We start from the raw sequence: 18,785 nt of genomic DNA, 5'->3' as shown, positions 1-18,785 counted from the left end.
GCCGGCTCATGAGCGCTATCGACAATCTTCGCGCCGCTGTCGAGGCCGCCGCCGGCGACACCGCCTTCGCGCTCGATGCAGCGTTCCTGACGGCAGGCCTCGCCGATCCCGCCGTGAAGGTTCCCGCCGACTACGACACCTGGCTGAGCCAGGCCTTTTTCCTCAAGGCCGCGGCCGACTTCAAGGTGACGGTGGCAAAATCCGATGTCGGCCCGGTCGAGGGGACGGCGTTCACGATGCAGTCGGCGACGATCCCGTTCATCGGCGCCGCGACCCCGCTGGCCGCGAAGGCCACGCTCGTGTTCACCGTGGACGGCGACCAACTGATCGTGCAGGCCGAGGCGACACCGTCGAACTGGACCTGGACCAGCAGCTTCGCCTTCATGGGGGGCTTCCCGTTCAATCAGTTCGGCACGCTGAAGAACGTCAGCTTCGTGTTCTCGACGGCGACCGGCACCTACCCGTATGGTGACTCCGCAGGGCGTGCCGTGAGCGGCGGCGCGGTGCAGAATTTCGTTGCCAAGGTCGCTCTGCCGGATGTCGCCAAGCCGTTCCTGCTGCTGTTTCCTGGCCTCACCGCGCCGGCCGGCGATCTGCTGCTGAGCGGCGCGCTCAACATGGGCATCTTCAACGGCGAGACCGTGCTGTTCCCGCCGGGGCAGTTGCGGGCCGCGATCCAGGACGGCACGTTCAAGCTCGCGTCGCAGTTCACGGTCAAGGATCCGAGCTTGGCTCTGACCATTCCCGCGCCCGATGGCGCGGACGAGGTCGATGGCGTGCTGGTGCTGGCCGATCCCGCCGATCCGGATGCCGGCGATCAGGCGCCGACGCTCGCGATCTCCTCGCAGTTCGACGTCGGCAGCACCGGCTCCTATCAGCTCGACGTCGAGATCACGCCCGGCGCGGACACCAGCTATTCGGTGGCGCTCGCGGTCGTCGAAGGCGGCGCGCCGCTGACGCCGGCCACGGTGATCGAGGTGATGGGCGGCAACGGCGGCTATCTCGCCGCGACCCCGGACGTGCTGCAGCAGTTCCTTGCCTTCGTCGGTCTCAACGGCTTCTCGATCGCCGGCACGCTCGGCCGCTCGCCGACGATCACGGCGGTCTCGATCGAGATCGGCAGCTCGAAGGATACGAGCTGGCAGGTCCTGCCGCCGACCGGCGTCCTCGACTTCAAGATCACGAGCTTCGCGCTGCAATGGTCGATGGCCTATCCGTTCGACGGCACGAAGCGGCAGCAGACCTACGACTTCACGACCGAGTTCGTACTGGCGCCCAGCGTCTTCAAGGGGCCGGACGGCGAGGGCGACGGCGTGTTCACCGTCCAGTTCACCTCCGCGAAGCAGTTCTTCGCGTCCTTCGCCGGGACCGCGAAGCTGAGCGACTTCCTGACGGCCCTGTCCGGCGGTGCCGTCGTGCTCGACGTCGAGAATGTCGGCGATTTCGAACTTGGCGACATCGCGGTCGCGGTCGATTACAGCGCGCAGAGCTTTCAATTCGATGCTGGCTTCAGCCTGACGCTCAATCTGCTCAAGATCAACAACCAGCCGATCCTTGCCGTGCGGGAGGGAACGGTCTCAATCGCGGCGCAGACTCCGACGCAGACGCCAGACGGGGGCAATGCGACGACGCTGTTGCGGGCGGCGCCGCTGCCGATGCTCTGGACCTCGCGAGTGGTCGCGCTGCAGACCGCCTCGCAGACGCAATGGAAGTCGAGCGTCGGAGGTTTCCTCGATGTCGGGCCGTTGCACACCAAGGTCAGCGTGACCTATGACGGGTTCGAAACGCCGAAGCGGTGGGACCTCGCCGCCTCGCTGGAGGAGCCGCTCGAGGTCTCGGAACTGATCAACCAGTTCTTTTCGCCCGGCAGCGCCTATGGATTCCCCAGCTTCCTGCCCGGAGATCTCATCATCTCCGAATTTGCGATCACCGCGACCATTCCGGCCGAGCAGGGCGAGCTGAAGACGAGCTACGACATCACCGTCGGCTTCAGCTGGACGTTCACCTTCGGCGATCAGACCGTCGGCATCGATCCGGCGCGGCTCGGCGTCAGCTATGACGGCCAGAAGCCGGCCCAGCAACAGTTCTCAGGCTTCGCGCAGGGAACCTGGGTCTACTCGGCGATCAACCTCAAGCTCACGATGGGCTATGAGTTCAAGACGACGGAGGCGGGCTCCAACAACATTCTGTTCGTCGAGTGGGAAGGATTCCGCGCGGATTGGGAGAGCGGCAAGGAGCTGGTCACCTTCAGCCTCAAGGGCTGGAGCATCGGGTCGCTGGTGCAGGCGCTGGTGCGTACGCTCGGCAATCCCTACTTCACGCTGGATTCGCCATGGGACCTGCTCAACCAGATTTCGCTCGATGCGCTCCGTGTCAACGTCTCGCTCAAGAGCGGCGAGAGCTTCTCGCAACGCCTTTCGGCCAGCTACGAGCTGTCGAGCCCGATCAATCTCGGCTTCATCAGCATCACGGCGCTGACCTTCCGCCGCGGCACCGACGGCAAGGTGACCCTCGCCATCGAGGGCTCGAGCCCGCTCGTCGCCGATGATCCGGCATTCAAGAATCTGCTCGATCCCGCCAAGGGGCAGGACGTGCAGAACCTGCCGTCGGTGCCCGGCCGGGGCGAGGAATGGTTCAAGCTGTTCCTGCTGGTGCTCGGACAGCGCATCGGCATCACCGGCCATTCCAGCTTCAACAGCACCAAGGAAGTGATCTGCGCGCTGCAGTCCGTCCCAAGCACGACGGGCAAGATGAATCCGGTGGATCCAAATGCGGACGAGGGCGGCGCGCCGGGCCTGCCCTATTACGACCAGTCCAACAACTGGCTCATTGCCGGGCATCTCGGCCTGATGAAAGTGGCCGGCGCCTGGTCGATCGATGCCATGCTGGTGTTCAACGACCCCAATCTCTACGGCTTGCGGCTGGCGCTTGCCGGCGAGAAGATGGGCGGGCTCGCCAATCTCGTCGTCGACATCCTCTACAAGAAGATCACCGACGATATCGGCGTCTACCAGATCGATTTCACCTTCCCGGACATCATTCGCAACCTCAATTTCGGCGCGGTGTCGATCACGCTGCCGCAGCTCGGGATCAAGGTCTACACCAACGGCGATTTCTTCATCGACATCGGCTTCCCGTACAATCTCGATTTCCGCCGCTCCTTCTCGATCTCGGTGATCGTGTACGGCGTGCCGGTGCTGGGCGCCGGTGGCTTCTACATCGGCAAGCTCTCCAATGCGACATCGACCAAGATCCCGAAGACCAACCTCGGCACTTTCGATCCCGTCATCGAGTTCGGCATCGGGCTGCAGCTCGGCCTGGGCTACAATTTCGAGAAGGGGCCTCTGAAGGCGGGCTTCGCGCTCACGGTGTTCGGCATCGTCGAAGGCGTCGTGGCGCCGTGGCATCCCTACAATCCCGCGCGCACGCTGGCATCGCGCGCCAGCAGCGGTGCGCTGCAGAGCGACTATTACTTCAAGCTGTCGGGAACGGTCGGCATCATCGGCCTGCTGTACGGCAGCGTCGATTTCGCGATCATTTCGGCCTCGGTCAATGTCAAGATTGTGCTGTCGATCCAGCTCACCTATGAGAGCTATCGCGAGATTCCAGTGATCGCCAGCGCGAGCGTGACGATCAGCCTCAAGGTCAAGATCAACCTCGGCCTGTTCTCGATTTCGATCAGCCTGTCGTTCTCGGCTCAGGTCTCCGCGACCTTCGTGATCGGACAGACCAGCACGGCGCCGTGGGAGGTCCAGGGGGCGCGCGCGGATGCCTTGCTGATGCAGCGGGCCCACGCACGCGGACCGGACGCGGCCATGCGGCTGGCGCGCAGCCTGAAGCCGCGACCGAAGCGGCTCGGGCCCGCTACCGCTCGCCGGATGGGCCTTGCCGCCGCAGATGGCAACAAGCCGAAGCTGTCGCTGATGGCGGGCGCGCAGTACACCGTGCTTGCTCCGGAGGCAGCCACCGACGCAGCCTCGAACCAGGGGGCATTTGTGCTCCTGCTCGCAATGGACGCGCCGGATGCCGCGGCGAGCGCGCCGTCCGCCACCAAGACGTCCTTCGACGTGCTGGCCGAGGTCTACTTCCCCTGGATCATCGACGCACTGGGGAACGAGAGCGGGGATGCGGCCGAGCTCGGCGAGACGCTGGCCATGTCGGTGACGCTCACCCAGCTCGAGGCCTATGTCGCGCGTCTCGCCGACACGGCCGATCCGTTCCTGTCGATCAAGGGCCTGCTGCAGTTCCTGGCCGACGGATTCACGCTCGACATCTTCAATCCGGCGACGGCGCAATCGTCGGGGCTGAAGACCAAGCTCGATGCCGGTTCGGTGCTGTTTCCGGTGTTCGACGGATTGAAGCTGCAGGTCCCCGGCATGTCCGGTGGCCAGACCTCGCCGATCGCGTTCGAGACCTACACCACGGCCACGCCCGGCTACGCGAGCGCGGTCAGCAAGATATTCGCGCAGGTCGCCGCGAACATCGAGGCCCAGAACAAGGAAACGCGCCGGCTTGCCGCGGAGGACGACACCAGCTCGGCGGAGTCGATGGCGGCCCTGGTGTTCGTCGACACCTTCACCCTGATCGCACGCCAATTGCTCCAGGCCGCGGCCGACGCGCTGCAGAGCTATGCCTATCCGTTGACACCGACGAGCAACGTCGGTGGTATCCTGGATGAGCTGAACGGGATCGCCGGCAATTCCTTGACGATTGCCGATATCGTACAGCCCAACGTCGATCATGCCTTGGGGGCCGGGCTGTCGCTGCATGTCGACGGCCTCGAATATGTGGTGCAAAGCGGGGACACGCTGCAAGGCATCGCTGGCCGCTATTCCGATGCGGCGTCGCCTCCGCGCTGGACCACGACGCCGGACCGCCTGATCGTGGCCAACCGGTCCCGCCACATGCTGCAGGGCGGCGTCGTCCTGCTGCTCACCAACAGCCAGGGTCAGGAGCAGATCTATGTGACGCGGCAGGGCGACAGTTTCGACGATGTCGCGCTGCAACTCGGCGCGATCTCGATCGACGCGCTCGCTGCGCAGAGCGTGCTCTACGGCGTCGCCGGTCTGCTGCAGCCGACCTTGCCGCTCGCGATCTGGCCGATCGCCTACAAGACCGCAGGGACATCCGGCCCGTCATCCGATACGCTGGCGACGGTGGCGAGCCTCTTCCAGACCACCGCCGTTGCGGTTGCGGACGCCAATCGCGGCGTCGCCGGCCTGTTCTCCGTGCAGGCGGAGCGCGGCCTGCTCACGGTCGCCAATCTTCAGGCCCTGTCGGTTGGCGCGCTGTGGTCGGCCATCGCGGCCACGGGTCAGGTCGGGCAGACCGCCGGCATGGTCTCGCGCTTCCTGGTCTATGGGTTGCGGCTGCCGGTCCAGGACGGATTGACGCTGTCCAATGCGTTCCTCTATCCGAGGACGCAGTCGGCCTATGGAGTCTATCAGCTCACCGGCCAGCAGTTTCCAACACCCAGTTCTGCCACGAGCTACAAGGTCGGCTTCGCACGCGAGACTCAGAGCCACGGCGTCCCGCTCGATTTCATCTTGCTGAACGACGGCACCGACCTCAGCATGGAGGTTGATCTGAGCCAGGCCTATGCGGCGCTCGATGTGGTCGTCAGCTGGGCCAGGGGGCCGGGCAATTTCGTCCCGAGCCCGACATTCGCGGCGCTGCCGCTCGCCGAGCGCCAGCCGCGGCCGTTTACCGCCAGCGGCTACGCCCGCTGGTCGAGCGGCTCCGTCGCGAGCCTGTTGGCCCTGACGAACCGCAGCGGCGTGGCCGCGGCGGCCGATGCCGGCGCGCAGGTGCAGCCGACGCTGTGGAGCCTGCCGCCGGCGCAGACCAATCTGGTCGCCACGCGGGAGCAGTCGATCCGCGCCGTCATGCCGGATCTTCGTTCGACCTACGCGCTGCTGCCGAAATTCCAGCCGCAGACCGGCCGCAGCAATCCTGCTACGGGACGCACCGACTATGCCGACATCGCACGTTGGGCCTGGTGCACGCGGCTCGACGTTCAGATCAAGCGTCTGCCCGACGCGGCGGCGCTGGCCGCGCAGGGCGTGGGCGCAGGCGATCTGCCGAGCGGTCCGGCGTCCGCGCCGTCGCTGCCGTTCGTCTATGAGTTGGTTGGCCCCAGCTCGGAGGATGCGGTGCGACTGCAGCGCATCCTGACCGCCATGGACGCCCTGGGCGAAGGCATCGCCTCCGCCGTCTTCCTGCTCTACAACCAGTCCGGACCTGGCGCGCCGATGCTGGTGACACCTGCGGATGCCAACTTCCTCGCCTTCATCACCCAGACCAACCTCTCGACCGAGACCAATCCGGCGGCGGCGCTCCGGCTGACGCTGGCTACCGAGGACGCTCCGCCGCGCGGCATTGCCAACTCCCCGGCGCAGTTCATCCGCCTGATGTGGGAGCTCAGCACGGTCCGCAGCGGCGGCTACTATCTCTATTACGAGAACGTCGAAAGCGGCGAGGGCTTGCCGGCCGCCGTCTTCGATTCCTCCGGCTCGGGCGTAGTGACGGTGGTCGTGACGTTCGCGACGCAGGGCAGCGAGTCGTTCGGCACCACGCTTCCCGATTTCGTCAACGCCTTCGTGACGACCGACGCCGTCGATCCGCAGAGCGATCTGGTACAGACGGTGTCGCTCGCCTCGACAGACCAGACGGCGCCGGTTGCGGCGGGGGCATCGCTCGATGCGCTCGCGGCGATCTACGGCCCTGGGCCCGGGCGGATCGCCGAGGTCAACGCGACCAAGCCGCTCGCCGCGGGCGCGCTGGTGCCGATCGTGGGCGCGGTGCGCCAACTGACCGACGCGGATCTGGTCCGCGGTGCCGGCGGGTCCATCGACGCGCAGGCCACCCTCGACAAGCTCGCCAGGCTGTTCTCTGCCGGCGCCATCCACTCCATCAGCGGCCAGGACATCGCCGCGTTCAATCCGCAAGTCGCTGTTGCGCTCGCGGCCGTCTTCTACATCCCGCCGCTGACCTATCAGGTCAGTTCCTCCGCCGCGCCCGGGATGAGCTTTGCCAGCATGGCCGCCTATTACGGGTTGGATGTCGACCTGATCGCCCGTGGCGCCAGCGCAGCGCCCGGACTGTTCCCGGTCAATGCCGTGCTCGATCTCGACCCGCAGCTGTTCTCGCTGCGCGACCAGCTGCCGCCGCAGAACATCGGGTTCTCGTTGACGCGCGACAATCTCGGCCTGCCGCCGGACGATCCAGCGGCGCCGGACTTTGCCAAGAAGACAATGTATCAGCTCTACACCTCGCTGGCCGCGGGGCTCGCGGGCAACGTCTTCTACAAGGCTACTCCGCTGGGCATGCCGTTCGGTCCTCAGGACCATGACGACGATCAGTCCGGCGCGTTCGAGAGCCATGCGCGCTCGGCGCGGACGCGCGGCAACCGGTTGGCGCAGGTTGCCCTCGCCGATTTCGACTATCGCCAATCGATCGGCATCGGCGCGCAGTTCGCGCTGGTCAACGCCGCGCCGGACCCGTCTGATCCGGATCTGCCGCCGAAGGCAGCCAACCCCTATCTCGGCGTCGGCACCATGGCGCAGGTCGCGCTGCAATGGCGCGACATCTTCGGCAACACCACGGTGACGCCGTTCGAGGCACCGCCGCAAGGGTACCGCGGCGCGCTCAACGGTGCGGCGGTGCCGATGCTGTATCGCGACGAGCTGATCGGGCTGGGGTCCTGGATCAATACCAACGCCAGCTACAGCTATGACGGCACGGCCGGTGCCGCGTTCAAGCTCGTTCTGTCCCTCAACGCCGCCGCCTATGCTGGGCCGGACGGCGCGGCCCGGGCCGCCGACGATCTCTCGCTCTACACCCGGATCTATTATCAGCTGCATCAGGACTATTCGGCCGATGTCGCCGTGCATGTGCCGGGCGTCTCCGGCAACGCGGTGGCAATGCGGCTATCGAATTCGCTGATGGCCAAGCCCGATGTGGACCTCAGCGACCCGCAGGCGGACATCATTCGCGGCTATGTGCGTGCCTGCGTGCTGTATCTGAAGCTCGTGACGCGCGGCCAGGTGCCCGCAGCCCCGGCTGTGACCCTGTCGCTTCAGGTCGACGTCAATGCGATCGCCGCCGGCAACATCCTCGAGCTGGATGTCACGCTCGCGTTCAGCCGCAATCCGCTGCTGGTCGATCCGGCGGTGGCGGCGTTGCAGGGCGGCAGCGGCGTGGCCGCGGCGATCCTGCCGCGCGCCGATGGCGACGGCAATGTGTCCTATACCGTGTTCAGCAAAGCGGTCGAGGCCGTGTTCGCCACTGCCGACTGGTATCTCAAGGTCGGGCAGGGGCTGTCCCGCGACGGCGAGGATGCGGCCGACGGCGCTCAGCAGCTCTGGGCGGTGCGCTTCGGCAAGGCCACAGGGCAGGGCATCCATTTCAAGCTCGGCACGTCACCGAGCTATTTCGCGCCGAAGCCGATCGCCAAGGCGCTGGCCAGCGGCGATGCGACGATCACGCGCTATGACAGCGGCGACACCGACACGCTGCATCTCGACGGCGTCGACCTGAACCAGTGGTTCCAGAGCGCGCTGGATGCAATCGATCAGTTCCTGTCGGCCGACTACGCGCCGCACGCCTTCATCCTCGACCGGATTGACGGCGTGACCGATCCGCTCAAGGACGGTTCGCTGGGAAGCGTGCTGTCGGCCAAGGAATCCCTGGCCGATACGATCGGCCTGAAGACGCTGCCGGTGCTGTCGACCAGCGCGGGCGATCCTTCAACCGGATTCGCCGCCAGCGAGAAGCTGCGCCAGCAGCTGCTCAATCAGCTCGGCGCAGCCTATCGCGCCGGTGCGGCCGTCGTGTTCGGATTGACCGAGGTGACCGGCGGAGGCGACAGCAACCCGGCCGGTCCGCCGAACCTCTACGGTCAGCCGGGCGGCAGCATCAAGGGCGTCGCGGACAATCAGAATTTCACGCTCACCCCGACGCGCATTCCGCTCGGCGAGGTGTACGATTCCGCCAGCAAGACCTGGTACGATCCGCGGCTGGCCTTCGTGTTCGCCACCAAGAATGTCGTCGACCAGGCCTATGTGCCGCTCGAGCTCACGCTCTCGCTCACCCATCTCGAGTTCGAGCGGCGGACTGTCCCCGGTATCGACGGCTATGTCGATTCGCGATGGCTCGCCTTCGTCAATGGGCCGTTCAGCTATCCGCTGGGCACGCAGGTCACCAACATTCCGGTGGTCAACCGCGATCTGCCGACGCCGCCGACGGTCTCCGCGCAGCAGGCGCGGCAGCTCACCGGCGAGGGCACGACCGATCCATCGAAGCTGAACGCCTGGGGTTATTCGTTCGACTATCTCTATCAGCAGGCGGCAGCCGACGCAGTGTCCTGCACGATGGAGTTCAACCGGCCGACCGAGCCGACGCTGCGCGGCTCGGCCAAGTTGAGCGGCGAGCCCGACCTGTTCACCGCGCTCGCGCAATTCGTCACCAACTATCCGGCGATCCTGCGCGACCTCAACCAGTATCTGGTCGGCATCGATGGCGCCGAGCCGGATCCGGCGACGCTGGCCGCCGCGCGCAAGGCGACCGCTGCCTTTGCCCTTGAGACCAGGCAGATCGCGGATGCCTATGCGCGGGAGACGGTCGGGCCTGCAAGGCTGGCGGTCGCACCGGCGCATGTGATCGTGAAGTTTATGTCGACGCTCGACAGCACCAGCGACGGGCACGCGCGCACCAATCTTGTCAACATCACCATCGATGGCGTGGCGGCGAGCTGGAATGCGGCGGCCAATACGATCTCGAACGGCACCACCACGCTTCCGGCGCCCGTGATCGCAATCATCGCGCCCGAGCTCTATACGGCCCAAGCCGTGCCTCCGGCGGAACTCCCCCCTGGTGTAGAGATCGCCTACGTCTATACGCGTCAGGTCGACGGCAAGACGGTCTATCTCCGCGAAGCGGAGGCGCGCGGGCTGCCGGCGCGGACGGTGTCGATCGCTCCGCTCGATGTGCTGCTGTACCAGAGCGGCTGGGCGTCGGTGTTCGTGCAGCGCAATCTCGCGCTGTTCCCGCTGGCAGATCTCAAGACCACCAGCACCAATCCGGCATTCCTGTTCCAGACGCCCGAGGTCCGTTTCGCGTCCACGGTGGTCCCGCAGCTGAACTACACGGCGTTCTCGCTCGACGCAATGTCGGGCGCCTCCGGCGACCTCGACGCGCGCCTGACCAAGTTCTTCGCGGGACTCTATGCTGACGGCAATGGCAGCACCAGCGACGAGGTCGCGATGCAGGGCATGTACAGCTACGAGGTCGTAGCCGGCCAGCCGGCGATCCCGCGCGTACGGCTGCCGATCAACCTGCTGACGCCGACCCCGTCAGCGGTCGATCCGGGCGTGAAGCCGCCCTTCGTGGCCCCGTTCGCGCAGATGATCGATACGTGGCGGGCGACGACCAAGCCAACGACGTCGGGCCATGCCCGCGTCGAGATCGAGCTGAAGGTCTTCGGTGGCGTCGGCGATGCGACGCAGCCGTTGATCCAGGTCGGCCGGCTCACTCACGACGTCGCGAGCGCCTGAAGGCGGTACCGGCATCGAAACTGCGGCCGTCGCCGGAGATCATCTGGACATGCCGCCCGCAGCGTCGGGTGGTACGGGCTCAAGGGTCGAGTGCTGGGTCGGGTGATGGCTGGCGCGCTCGGAGAGATTCGAACTCCCGACCCTCGGAATCGAAATCCGATGCTCTATCCAGCTGAGCTACGAGCGCGCGGTGCGGGCCAAATCTCCCGCGTCACCGGGATACCAGACTTGGATGGGCAAGGCCAGCCTCCGCCGCGCATGAATGGTCGTTCGCCGAAGCTGGCTCAGCGTCCCCGGATGGCATCAGAAGCAGGGATGCCGGCGTCGGTCCTGGCCGATATAGGCGGCCGAGCTCTGGTAGCAGTGGTTGGTGGAAGGACCGTCATAGAACGCAAAGGTGCCGGGCAGCGGGCCGGGGCCATAATTGTGCAGGAAGCTGATGGCGTAGGGCAGCCCGTAGTGGTGGCGATGATGCCGATGATGGCTGCGTGCCTCGGACGTGGCGGGCACCAGGGCGGCAGTTGACACGATCAAGGCGGCGGCGAGGGATGCGAGCTTGCTCATGACTTTTCTCTTCTCCGGAAAACGACGTCAAGGCCGGCCGTCTGGCCGGTAGCCTAACGCGGAAGTGGCGGAAAGGGTGCGCAAAAGGCGATAGTTCGTCAAAATTTTGGCCTTTTCCGCATGCTTAAGGAGACCATGACAAGGTCCGGCAAGTGCCGTCGTGCATTTGGCTCGAGGCGTTGTCGCGACAGCGCCAGAAAAGACCGGGTTTGCCGTCCGATCCATGAATCGCCTGATCCCAAGCGTCGTGCTCCTGCTGGTCGCCGCTAGCCCGGCGCGTGCGGATTTGCACATTACGCGCGATCATGGTGGCTACATCGAAGAGTACAAGGCCAAGTACAAGCACATCCGGGAAACGCATCAGCGCGTCATCATCGACGGCATCTGCAATTCGGCCTGCACGCTCGTCTTCGGCTTGGTGCCGCTCAACAGGATCTGCGTCACGCCCAGGGCCAGCCTCGGCTTCCACCAGGCCTATTACGACAAGGCGTTCACGTTCGGCATCAAGGTCACCAGCGTGGAGGGGACGTCCGAGCTGATGTCCTATTACCCCGATTCGGTGAAGGACTGGATCCGGCGCAACGGCGGGCTCACCACCGAGATGAAGCGGATCAAGAACGGCATCGAGCTCTGGAAGATCGTCGACCCCTGTCCTGACGTCTGGTGAGGACGACGTTCCTCCTCGAGACGCCGGCCTGACCTCTCCGACGGCTCCGATCGTCCCGCCGGGTTGCAGCATGTTTGCTGCGTTATGCCCTGGACACCGGATCGTGGTTCCGGGCCGGCATCCGGACCACATCTCACGAAACAATCCAGCGCCAGATTGTCCCCACGACCGGGCACTGGATTGTTTCGCCGAGTCGGCCGGGCAAGCCGATCGCCTGCCTTCAGGCTGGGCCGAGCAGAATCAGCGCTTGGCCTTCTTCGTCTTCTTGGCCGCTTTCTTGGTGGCCTTCTTGGCCGTCTTCTTCGCAGCTTTCTTGGCCGCCTTCTTCACGGTCTTCTTCACAGTCTTCTTGGCGGACTTCTTGGTCGCGACCTTCTTGGCCTTGGCGGCGGCCCGCTTGGGTGCAGCCTTCTTGGAGGTCTTCTTCGCGGTCTTCTTGGCCGCTCGCCGGGCCTTAGGTGCCGTCGTGATCACCGGATCCTTCGGCGCCTCGGCGGGCATGCTGGTCTCGGTCACGGTCGGATCAGAGAGTGGAGTGTCGTCCATATCGGGTCCCCCGATTTGTTGGAAACCCTGCGACGATAGCTGGATTCTCCGTGCTGTCAAAGCGCACCCCAACTAATCACTTGTGCGCAAGCTCGCGTAAGCCGCCAGCGCGCGCTCCCGCCCGGGCTTGTGATCCACGATCGGCGCCGGGTAGGTGCGGCCGAGTGCAACCCCGGCCTCCGCGAGCTCGAGCGGCTTTGCCGCCCAGGGCTGGTGGACCAGCGCGGCCGGCAGGCGTGCCAGCTCCGGGACCCAGCGGCGGACATAGGTCCCGTGAGAATCGAACTTCTCGCCCTGCAGCACGGGATTGAAGACGCGGAAGTACGGCGCGGCGTCGGCGCCCGATCCTGCAACCCATTGCCAACTTGCCGGATTGCTGCCCGGGTCGGCGTCGACCAGCGTGTCCCAGAACCACTGTTCGCCGAGCCGCCAGTCGATCAGAAGGTGCTTCACGAGCAGCGAGGCGACCACCATACGGACGCGGTTGTGCATGCTTCCGGTATGCCAGAGCTCGCGCATCCCGGCATCGACGATCGGATAACCGGTTCGCCCGCGCTGCCAGGCCTGCAGCGCTGAATGATCCTGCGCCCAGGGAAAAGCATCGAAGGCCGGCTGCAGATTGCGGGTTGCGAGGTCGGGATTGTTGTAGAGCAGGTGGCGGCTGAACTCGCGCCAGCCGAGCTCGCTCAGGAACTTGTCGATGCCGGCCGCGGAAGCCGGACGCTCGGCGGCGGCAAATCGCGCCGCATGCCAGACCTGGCGCGGGCTGATCTCGCCGAAGCGCAGATGCGGCGAGAGCCGGGAGGTCGCCTCGATGTCGGGCCGGTCGCGATCGGCGGCATAGGTCTGAACGGCCGTTTCGAGAAAGCTGGCGAGGCGCGCCTGTGCCGCGCGCTCGCCGGCTTGCCATGACGCGCGCAGGCCGCCCGCCCAGTCGGGCTTGCGCGGCTCGAGCGCGAGCTCGTCGATCGGCAAGCTCGCGCCGCCGGGGGCGTGCGACAGCCGGGCCGGCCGCGGCAGCGGCTTCGGCGGATCACCCAGAGCGAGCACGCGCTTCCAGAACGGCGTGAACACGCGCGGCCCGCGTCCATCCTTGCTGCGCAACTCGGCCGGATCGACCAGAAGGTCATCGGGAAACACGCGTGAAGAGACGCCGATCTCGGCGAGTGCTGCTTCGACGCCGGCAGCCACGGCGCGGGGGCCGGCCTGCGCGACATCGTTCCAATACACTGCGCTGGCCCTGGTTTGGCGCGCCAGCTCGCCGAGCACCTTGGCCGCGGATCCGCGCCGGATCACGAGGTCGGCGCCGAGCGCATGTAGTTCGGCCTGGAGCGCGCGCAACGATTGCGCGAGCCACCAGCGCGTCGCGCCGCCGAGCGGACGCAACCCAGGGCTTTCCTGATCGTGGACGTAACTACAAACGATCCGAGTGCCCGACCTTGCTGCTTCATACAACGCGGGGTGGTCAGAGAGCCGCAGGCTCTCGCGAAACCACACGATGATGGGGGAGGAGGACATGATCAGGGTATCTTACTGCCGTTTTTATAGAGAGTTCCGGTATTCTACGCTCCGGAAAATAACTGCTTTGAAACGAACTACGGGCACTTTGAGATTCAGTTGCAGTTCCCCTGGAAGGTTTATGACGTGTCCGTCAAATTGAAGCTCGGCACCAAGGCGCTGATCGGTGCCGTTGTCGTGATCGCCCTGAATACCGCCCTGGTCGTCGGCGCAGCGTACTGGTCGCTGTCCTCTGACTTCGCCGACCGCGCCAAGCGCGACATCGAAGGCAATCTTCGCACCTTTGCGCTGACGTTCACCGAAACGTTCAAGGACGCGAAAGTCAGCGTGCAGAACGGCGTCGTTACGCGCATCGAGATTACGGCGATTCCCGAGATCAAGGATCACGCGATCGTCGATCGCGCGGTGTCCTATGTCGGCGGCAGCGCCACGCTGTTCGTGGTCGATGACAGCGGCCAGTTCGTCCGCCGCTCGACCAACGTGAAGAAGGAGAATGGCGACCGCGCCGTGGGCACCCAGCTTGCCGCGGATCATCCGGCGCAGGCGCTGCTGCGCCGCGGCGAGGCTTACAAGGGCCCCGCGACGCTGTTCGGCAAGTCGTTCATGACCGCTTATTTTCCCGTCACCAATCCGGCTGGAAAGGTGATCGGCATTCTGTATGTCGGCGTGCCCATGGCCGAGCTCGACGCCATGCTGTCGCAGGCGATGCGGACCATGGTCGTCGCGGCTGCGATCGCCGCGCTGCTGGTGCTCGGCTTGACCATGCTGGCGGTACGCCGCGTCACCAAGCCTCTCGCCGCGGTGACCGACGCGCTCACCGCCATCGCCGAGGGCCGCGAGGACGTTGCGATCAAGTCCGATGACCGCAGCGACGAGATCGGTGAGATCGCCCGCAGCCTGGTCGTGTTCCGCAGTGCCGCGAGCGAGCGGCGCCGGATGCGCGAGGAGCAGACGGCTGCGGCCGCCGCGGCCGTCGAGCAGCGCAAGGCCGAGCTGCAGCGTTTCGTCGATTCGTTCCAGGCCAGCATCGGCGGCATCATCGAGAACGTCTTGACCTCGTCGGGCGAGTTCGAGCGCGAGGCGCGCCAGCTCACCCAGACCGCGCGGACCACCGCCGACCTGTCCGGTCATTCGGCCGGCGCTTCGGAAACCGCCTCCGAGCACGTCCGCACCGCGGCTGCTGCCTCGGACGAGCTGTCCGGCTCGATCGCCGAGATCATCCGTCGCGTGCAGGAGTCCAACGCCATCGCCGCCGAGGCGGTCAACCAGGCGACCGCGACCGACCAGCGCATCAAGGAGCTGTCCGACGCCGGCAACCGCATCGGCGACGTCGTCAAGCTGATCACCTCGATCGCCGAGCAGACCAACCTGCTGGCGCTCAACGCCACCATCGAGGCAGCCCGGGCCGGCGATGCCGGCCGCGGATTCGCGGTGGTCGCTCAGGAGGTCAAGACCCTGGCCGGGCAGACCGCCAAGGCGACGGAGGAGATCTCCAGCCAGATCGCCAACATGCAGACCGTGACCCAGGAGTCGGTCGACGCCATCAAGGCGATCGGCTCGACCATCGAGCGCATCAACGGGATCGCCGCCTCGATCTCGGCCGCCGTCGAACAGCAGCGCGCCGCCACGCAGAACATCACCCAGAGCGTCCGCTCGGCCGCGACCGGCACCGCAGAGGTCGTCGAGAACATCCGCAGCGCGGCGCGCGGGGCGGGCGAGACCGGCGAAAGCTCCAACCGGATGTTCGCGTCCGCCCAGGCGCTGTCCGGCGAGAGCCTGCGGCTGAAGGCCGAGGTGCAGAAGTTCCTCGACGACATGCGCGCGGCCTGACAAGCGCTACCCGTAGAGCAATCGCGGCAGGATCGTCACGATGCCCGGGAACAGCGTCAGCAGCAGCACGAAGGCGACCATGATGATGAGATAGGGGGCGGTCACGCGGGCGATGTAGCCGAGACCGTCCTCCGTCAGGCCTTGGATCACGAACAGGTTGAAGCCGACCGGCGGCGTGATCTGGGCCATCTCGACGGCGAGCACCAGGAAGATCCCGAACCAGACCTCGTCGAAGCCCGCGCCCTTCACGATCGGCAGCACGATCGGCAGCGTCATCACGATCATCGAGAAGCCGTCGAGGAAGCAGCCGAGGATCAGGTAGAACACGATCAGCACGGCGATCAGCATGAACGGCGACAGGCCGAGCCCCTTGACGAAGGCGGCGACTGCCTGCGGGATGCCGAGGAAGGCGGCGGCGTTGCCGAGGATCGACGCGCCGAGCACGATCAGAGCGATCATCGAGCAGGTGATGACCGAGCCGATCATCACGTCGCGCACCACCTGCAGCGACATCGACCCCTGAAAATAGGCGACCAGCGCCGCGCCGAGCACGCCGACGGCGGCGGCCTCCGACGGCGTGGCGAGGCCGCCATACATCGAGCCGAGCACGCAGGCGATCAGGAACAGGGCAGGGGCGAGGTCCTTCAGCGCGGCGAAGCGCTCCGCCCACGGCACCTGCGACAGCAGCGCCTCCGCCTTTGGCACCATGGCGGGCCTCAGCGTCGTATGCAGCATCACCCAGCCCATGAAGGTGCCGGCCAGCAGCAGCCCCGGCAGCACGCCGGCGGTGAACAGCTTGAGGATCGAGACGTCGCCGAGCACGCCATAGATGATCATGATGTTCGACGGCGGGATCAGGAAGCCGAGCGTGCCGGCGCCGGCGAGCGAGCCGATCGCGATGTCGCGCGAATAGCCGCGGCGCAGCAGCTCGTTGAGCGACATCCGGCCGATCACCTGCGTCGTCGCCGCCGACGAGCCGGAGATCGCGGCGAAGATGGTGCAGCCGATGACGTTGACGTGGAGCAGGCGGCCCGGCAGCAGGCCGGCCCACGGCGCCAGGCCCTGGAACAGCGAGCGCGACAGCCGGGTGCGGAACAGCAATTCGCCCATCAGGATGAACAGCGGCAGCGCCAGCAGCTCCTGGGTGGTCAGGATGTTCCAGGCATATTGCGGAAGCAGCTTGTCGAGCGGGATCGACCGGAACATCGCCAGCAGCAGGGTTGCGGTGAAGGCAAGCGTCAACCCGATCCACAGGCCGCCGGCGAGCAGCGCGAACAGGATGGCGAACAGGGCGATGACTTCGATGGTCATGAGGCGACGGAGTCCGCGGTGAGTGGGGCGGGCGGGAAGGGATGTGGCTGCCCGGGACAAGCCCGGGCATGACGGAGGGAGGATGTTTTCATTCGACCGGCGAGGCCTTCATCCGGTGATCCTCCACGGGCAGCCCCAGCGCGGCCTGGATTGCACGCGCGAGGAATTGCAGGGTCAGCAGCAGCATGCCGAAGGTGACGACGGCCTGCGGAAACCACAGCGGTGTGTCGCTCGAGGTCGAGACCTGGCCGCGCATGAACGAGCCAAAGGCGAACTTCGTCATCGCCCAGGTCAGGAACGCCATGAAGGCGAAGCCGGCGGCCGCCGCCAGCACCTCCATCGCGCGCTGCAGCGGCGCCGGCACGTTCTTCAGGAGCAGCACGACGCGGATGTGGCCGCCGACCCGCAGGGTCATGGCGGCGCCGAAGGTGAACGAGGCCGCCATCAGATAGGACGAGTACTCCCAGGCGATCGAGATCGTCGGCGGGAAGAACGGCAGCACGTTCGACAGCGCCCGCGTCGTGACCTCGGCGAGCATCAGCAACGTCAGCGTCAGCAGGCAGCCGCCGCCGATCCAGCCGTCGAGCCGGCCAAGCCGGTCGATGACGTCGAGCAGGATGCGCAGCGGCGCCGGCGCCGCTGCGTTGAGGCTCACCTGTTCGCGCGGCGACGGCGTGACGAGACCCTCAGCCACGCTTCATCTCGGCGAGATAGGCCTTCACCGGCGCTTCGGCGGCGGGCACGCGCTTGAGGAAGGCGTCCATCAGCGGCGCGGTCTTGGTCCGGATTTCCGTCATCATGGCGTCGGAGACCGCAACGACTTCCATGCCGCCTTCCTTGAGGCGGTTGAGGCTGTCGACGTCGGCCTTGACCGAGTTGGCCCAGAAGGTCGGCTCCATCTTCGCGGCGATGTCGGTGATGATTGTCTGCTGCTCGGGCGCCAGCGCCTTCCAGGAATCCAGGTTCACGTTGAGCATCTGCGACGACCACACATGGTTGGTCGGGTAGACGTATTTGAGGAACTCCCAGAACTTGCCGTCGACACCCGATACCGACGAGGTCGAGACGCCGGCGACGGCGCCCGAGGCCAGCGCCGGGATCGTCTCGCCCCAGGGGATCATGACAGCGGCCATGCCGATGGCGTTGAGCATGTCGACCGCGTTCTTGTCGGGCACGCGGATCTTGATGTTCTTCAGCCCGGCGACGTCGGAAACCTTGGCCTTGAGGTGCAGATATTGCGTCGGCCACGGCACGATGTAGAGGATCTTCTGGTTGTTGCGCGCCGCGATCTTCTCATATTCGGGCCGCACATATTTGTGCAGCACCTTGAGCTCGTCCATCGAGCCGGCGAGGAACGGGATGCTCTCGACACCCATGAACGGCTCGTCGCCGACCTGCTGGATGTTGAGCACGTCCGCCAGCGGCACCAGGCCGTCGCGCACGGCGCGCAAATGCTCAGGCCCTTTGAAGCCAAGCTGACCGCCGGCCTTCACGGTGATGTTGACCGCACCGCCCGTCTGCTTCTTCACCTCCTCGGCAAAGGCCATCGCATTCTGGGTGTGGAAGTTGCCGTCGGGCCAGACCGTGGACATGTCCCAGGTCGTCGTTGCGGCGCGTGCCCTCGTTGAGACATGGCTGGCTGCGAGCAGGGTAGCTGCACCTGCCGTGAACGTCCGTCGCGTGATCATGAGTGTCTCCGGGTTCGTTGCTGAGCTATTTGCATGAGATCGAAAAAGGTTGGGCGAGCACTATGCTCGCGGCCATCCTTCGAGACGCCCGCCTGCGGCGGGCTCCTC

9 protein-coding genes and 1 tRNA gene are annotated in these 18,785 nt (G+C 65.9%); 3 read left to right on the top strand and 7 right to left on the bottom strand.

What is annotated here, in order from left to right; genetic code table 11:
• Positions 1-8: 8 nt before the first annotated feature.
• Entirely contained in the window at positions 9-10,553 is a 10,545-nt protein-coding gene (locus QX132_RS25690) for a LysM domain-containing protein (RefSeq protein ID WP_316163205.1), read from the top strand.
• A 110-nt stretch (positions 10,554-10,663) separates the two neighbouring features.
• Here QX132_RS25690 and QX132_RS25685 read toward each other — a convergent pair.
• Both QX132_RS25685 and QX132_RS25680 read right to left on the bottom strand, forming a co-directional pair.
• Positions 10,664-10,740: transfer RNA gene (locus tag QX132_RS25685), tRNA-Arg, on the bottom strand.
• A 116-nt stretch (positions 10,741-10,856) separates the two neighbouring features.
• Positions 10,857-11,117 carry a hypothetical protein gene (locus tag QX132_RS25680; protein WP_315737659.1) on the bottom strand — a complete coding sequence of 87 codons (261 nt, stop codon included), beginning with the start codon at positions 11,115-11,117 and terminating at the stop codon, positions 10,857-10,859.
• A gap of 223 nt (positions 11,118-11,340) precedes the next feature.
• Here QX132_RS25680 and QX132_RS25675 point away from each other — a divergent pair, with 223 nt between their 5' ends.
• Positions 11,341-11,784, top strand: a complete 444-nt coding sequence (locus tag QX132_RS25675; protein WP_315776587.1) for a hypothetical protein — start codon at positions 11,341-11,343, stop codon at positions 11,782-11,784.
• A 240-nt stretch (positions 11,785-12,024) separates the two neighbouring features.
• Here the strand turns inward: QX132_RS25675 and QX132_RS25670 are convergent, their stop codons facing one another.
• Together QX132_RS25670 and QX132_RS25665 are read right to left on the bottom strand one after the other, a co-directional pair.
• Entirely contained in the window at positions 12,025-12,330 is a 306-nt protein-coding gene (locus QX132_RS25670) for a histone (RefSeq protein WP_315776586.1), read from the bottom strand.
• 72 nt (positions 12,331-12,402) lie between these two features.
• Positions 12,403-13,848: a deoxyribodipyrimidine photo-lyase gene (locus QX132_RS25665; RefSeq protein ID WP_316163204.1), complete on the bottom strand. Its 1,446-nt coding sequence runs from the start codon at positions 13,846-13,848 to the stop codon at positions 12,403-12,405.
• Between the two features lie 126 nt (positions 13,849-13,974).
• Here QX132_RS25665 and QX132_RS25660 point away from each other — a divergent pair, with 126 nt between their 5' ends.
• Positions 13,975-15,678, top strand: coding sequence for a methyl-accepting chemotaxis protein (locus QX132_RS25660; RefSeq protein WP_316163203.1), 1,704 nt, complete (start codon positions 13,975-13,977; stop codon positions 15,676-15,678).
• 6 nt (positions 15,679-15,684) lie between these two features.
• On the opposite strand, the gene QX132_RS25655 is transcribed toward QX132_RS25660, so the two are convergent.
• From QX132_RS25655 to QX132_RS25645, 3 genes are all read right to left on the bottom strand, one after another.
• Positions 15,685-16,989 carry a TRAP transporter large permease subunit gene (locus QX132_RS25655; protein ID WP_316163202.1) on the bottom strand — a complete coding sequence of 435 codons (1,305 nt, stop codon included), beginning with the start codon at positions 16,987-16,989 and terminating at the stop codon, positions 15,685-15,687.
• Between the two features lie 88 nt (positions 16,990-17,077).
• On the bottom strand, positions 17,078-17,683 hold the full coding sequence (locus tag QX132_RS25650; RefSeq protein WP_315776582.1) for a TRAP transporter small permease: 606 nt from the start codon (positions 17,681-17,683) through the stop codon (positions 17,078-17,080).
• Positions 17,676-18,677 carry a TRAP transporter substrate-binding protein gene (locus QX132_RS25645; protein WP_316163201.1) on the bottom strand — a complete coding sequence of 334 codons (1,002 nt, stop codon included), beginning with the start codon at positions 18,675-18,677 and terminating at the stop codon, positions 17,676-17,678. The genes QX132_RS25650 and QX132_RS25645 overlap by 8 nt, the downstream gene beginning before the upstream one ends.
• Between the last annotated feature and the right edge of the window lie 108 nt (positions 18,678-18,785).

Origin of the sequence: Bradyrhizobium sp. SZCCHNRI20481 (assembly GCF_032485055.1) — a bacterium.
Lineage (GTDB): Bacteria > Pseudomonadota > Alphaproteobacteria > Rhizobiales > Xanthobacteraceae > Bradyrhizobium.
Note: the sequence above shows the minus strand (reverse complement) of the source record. Positions and strands in the feature narration are given on the sequence as shown.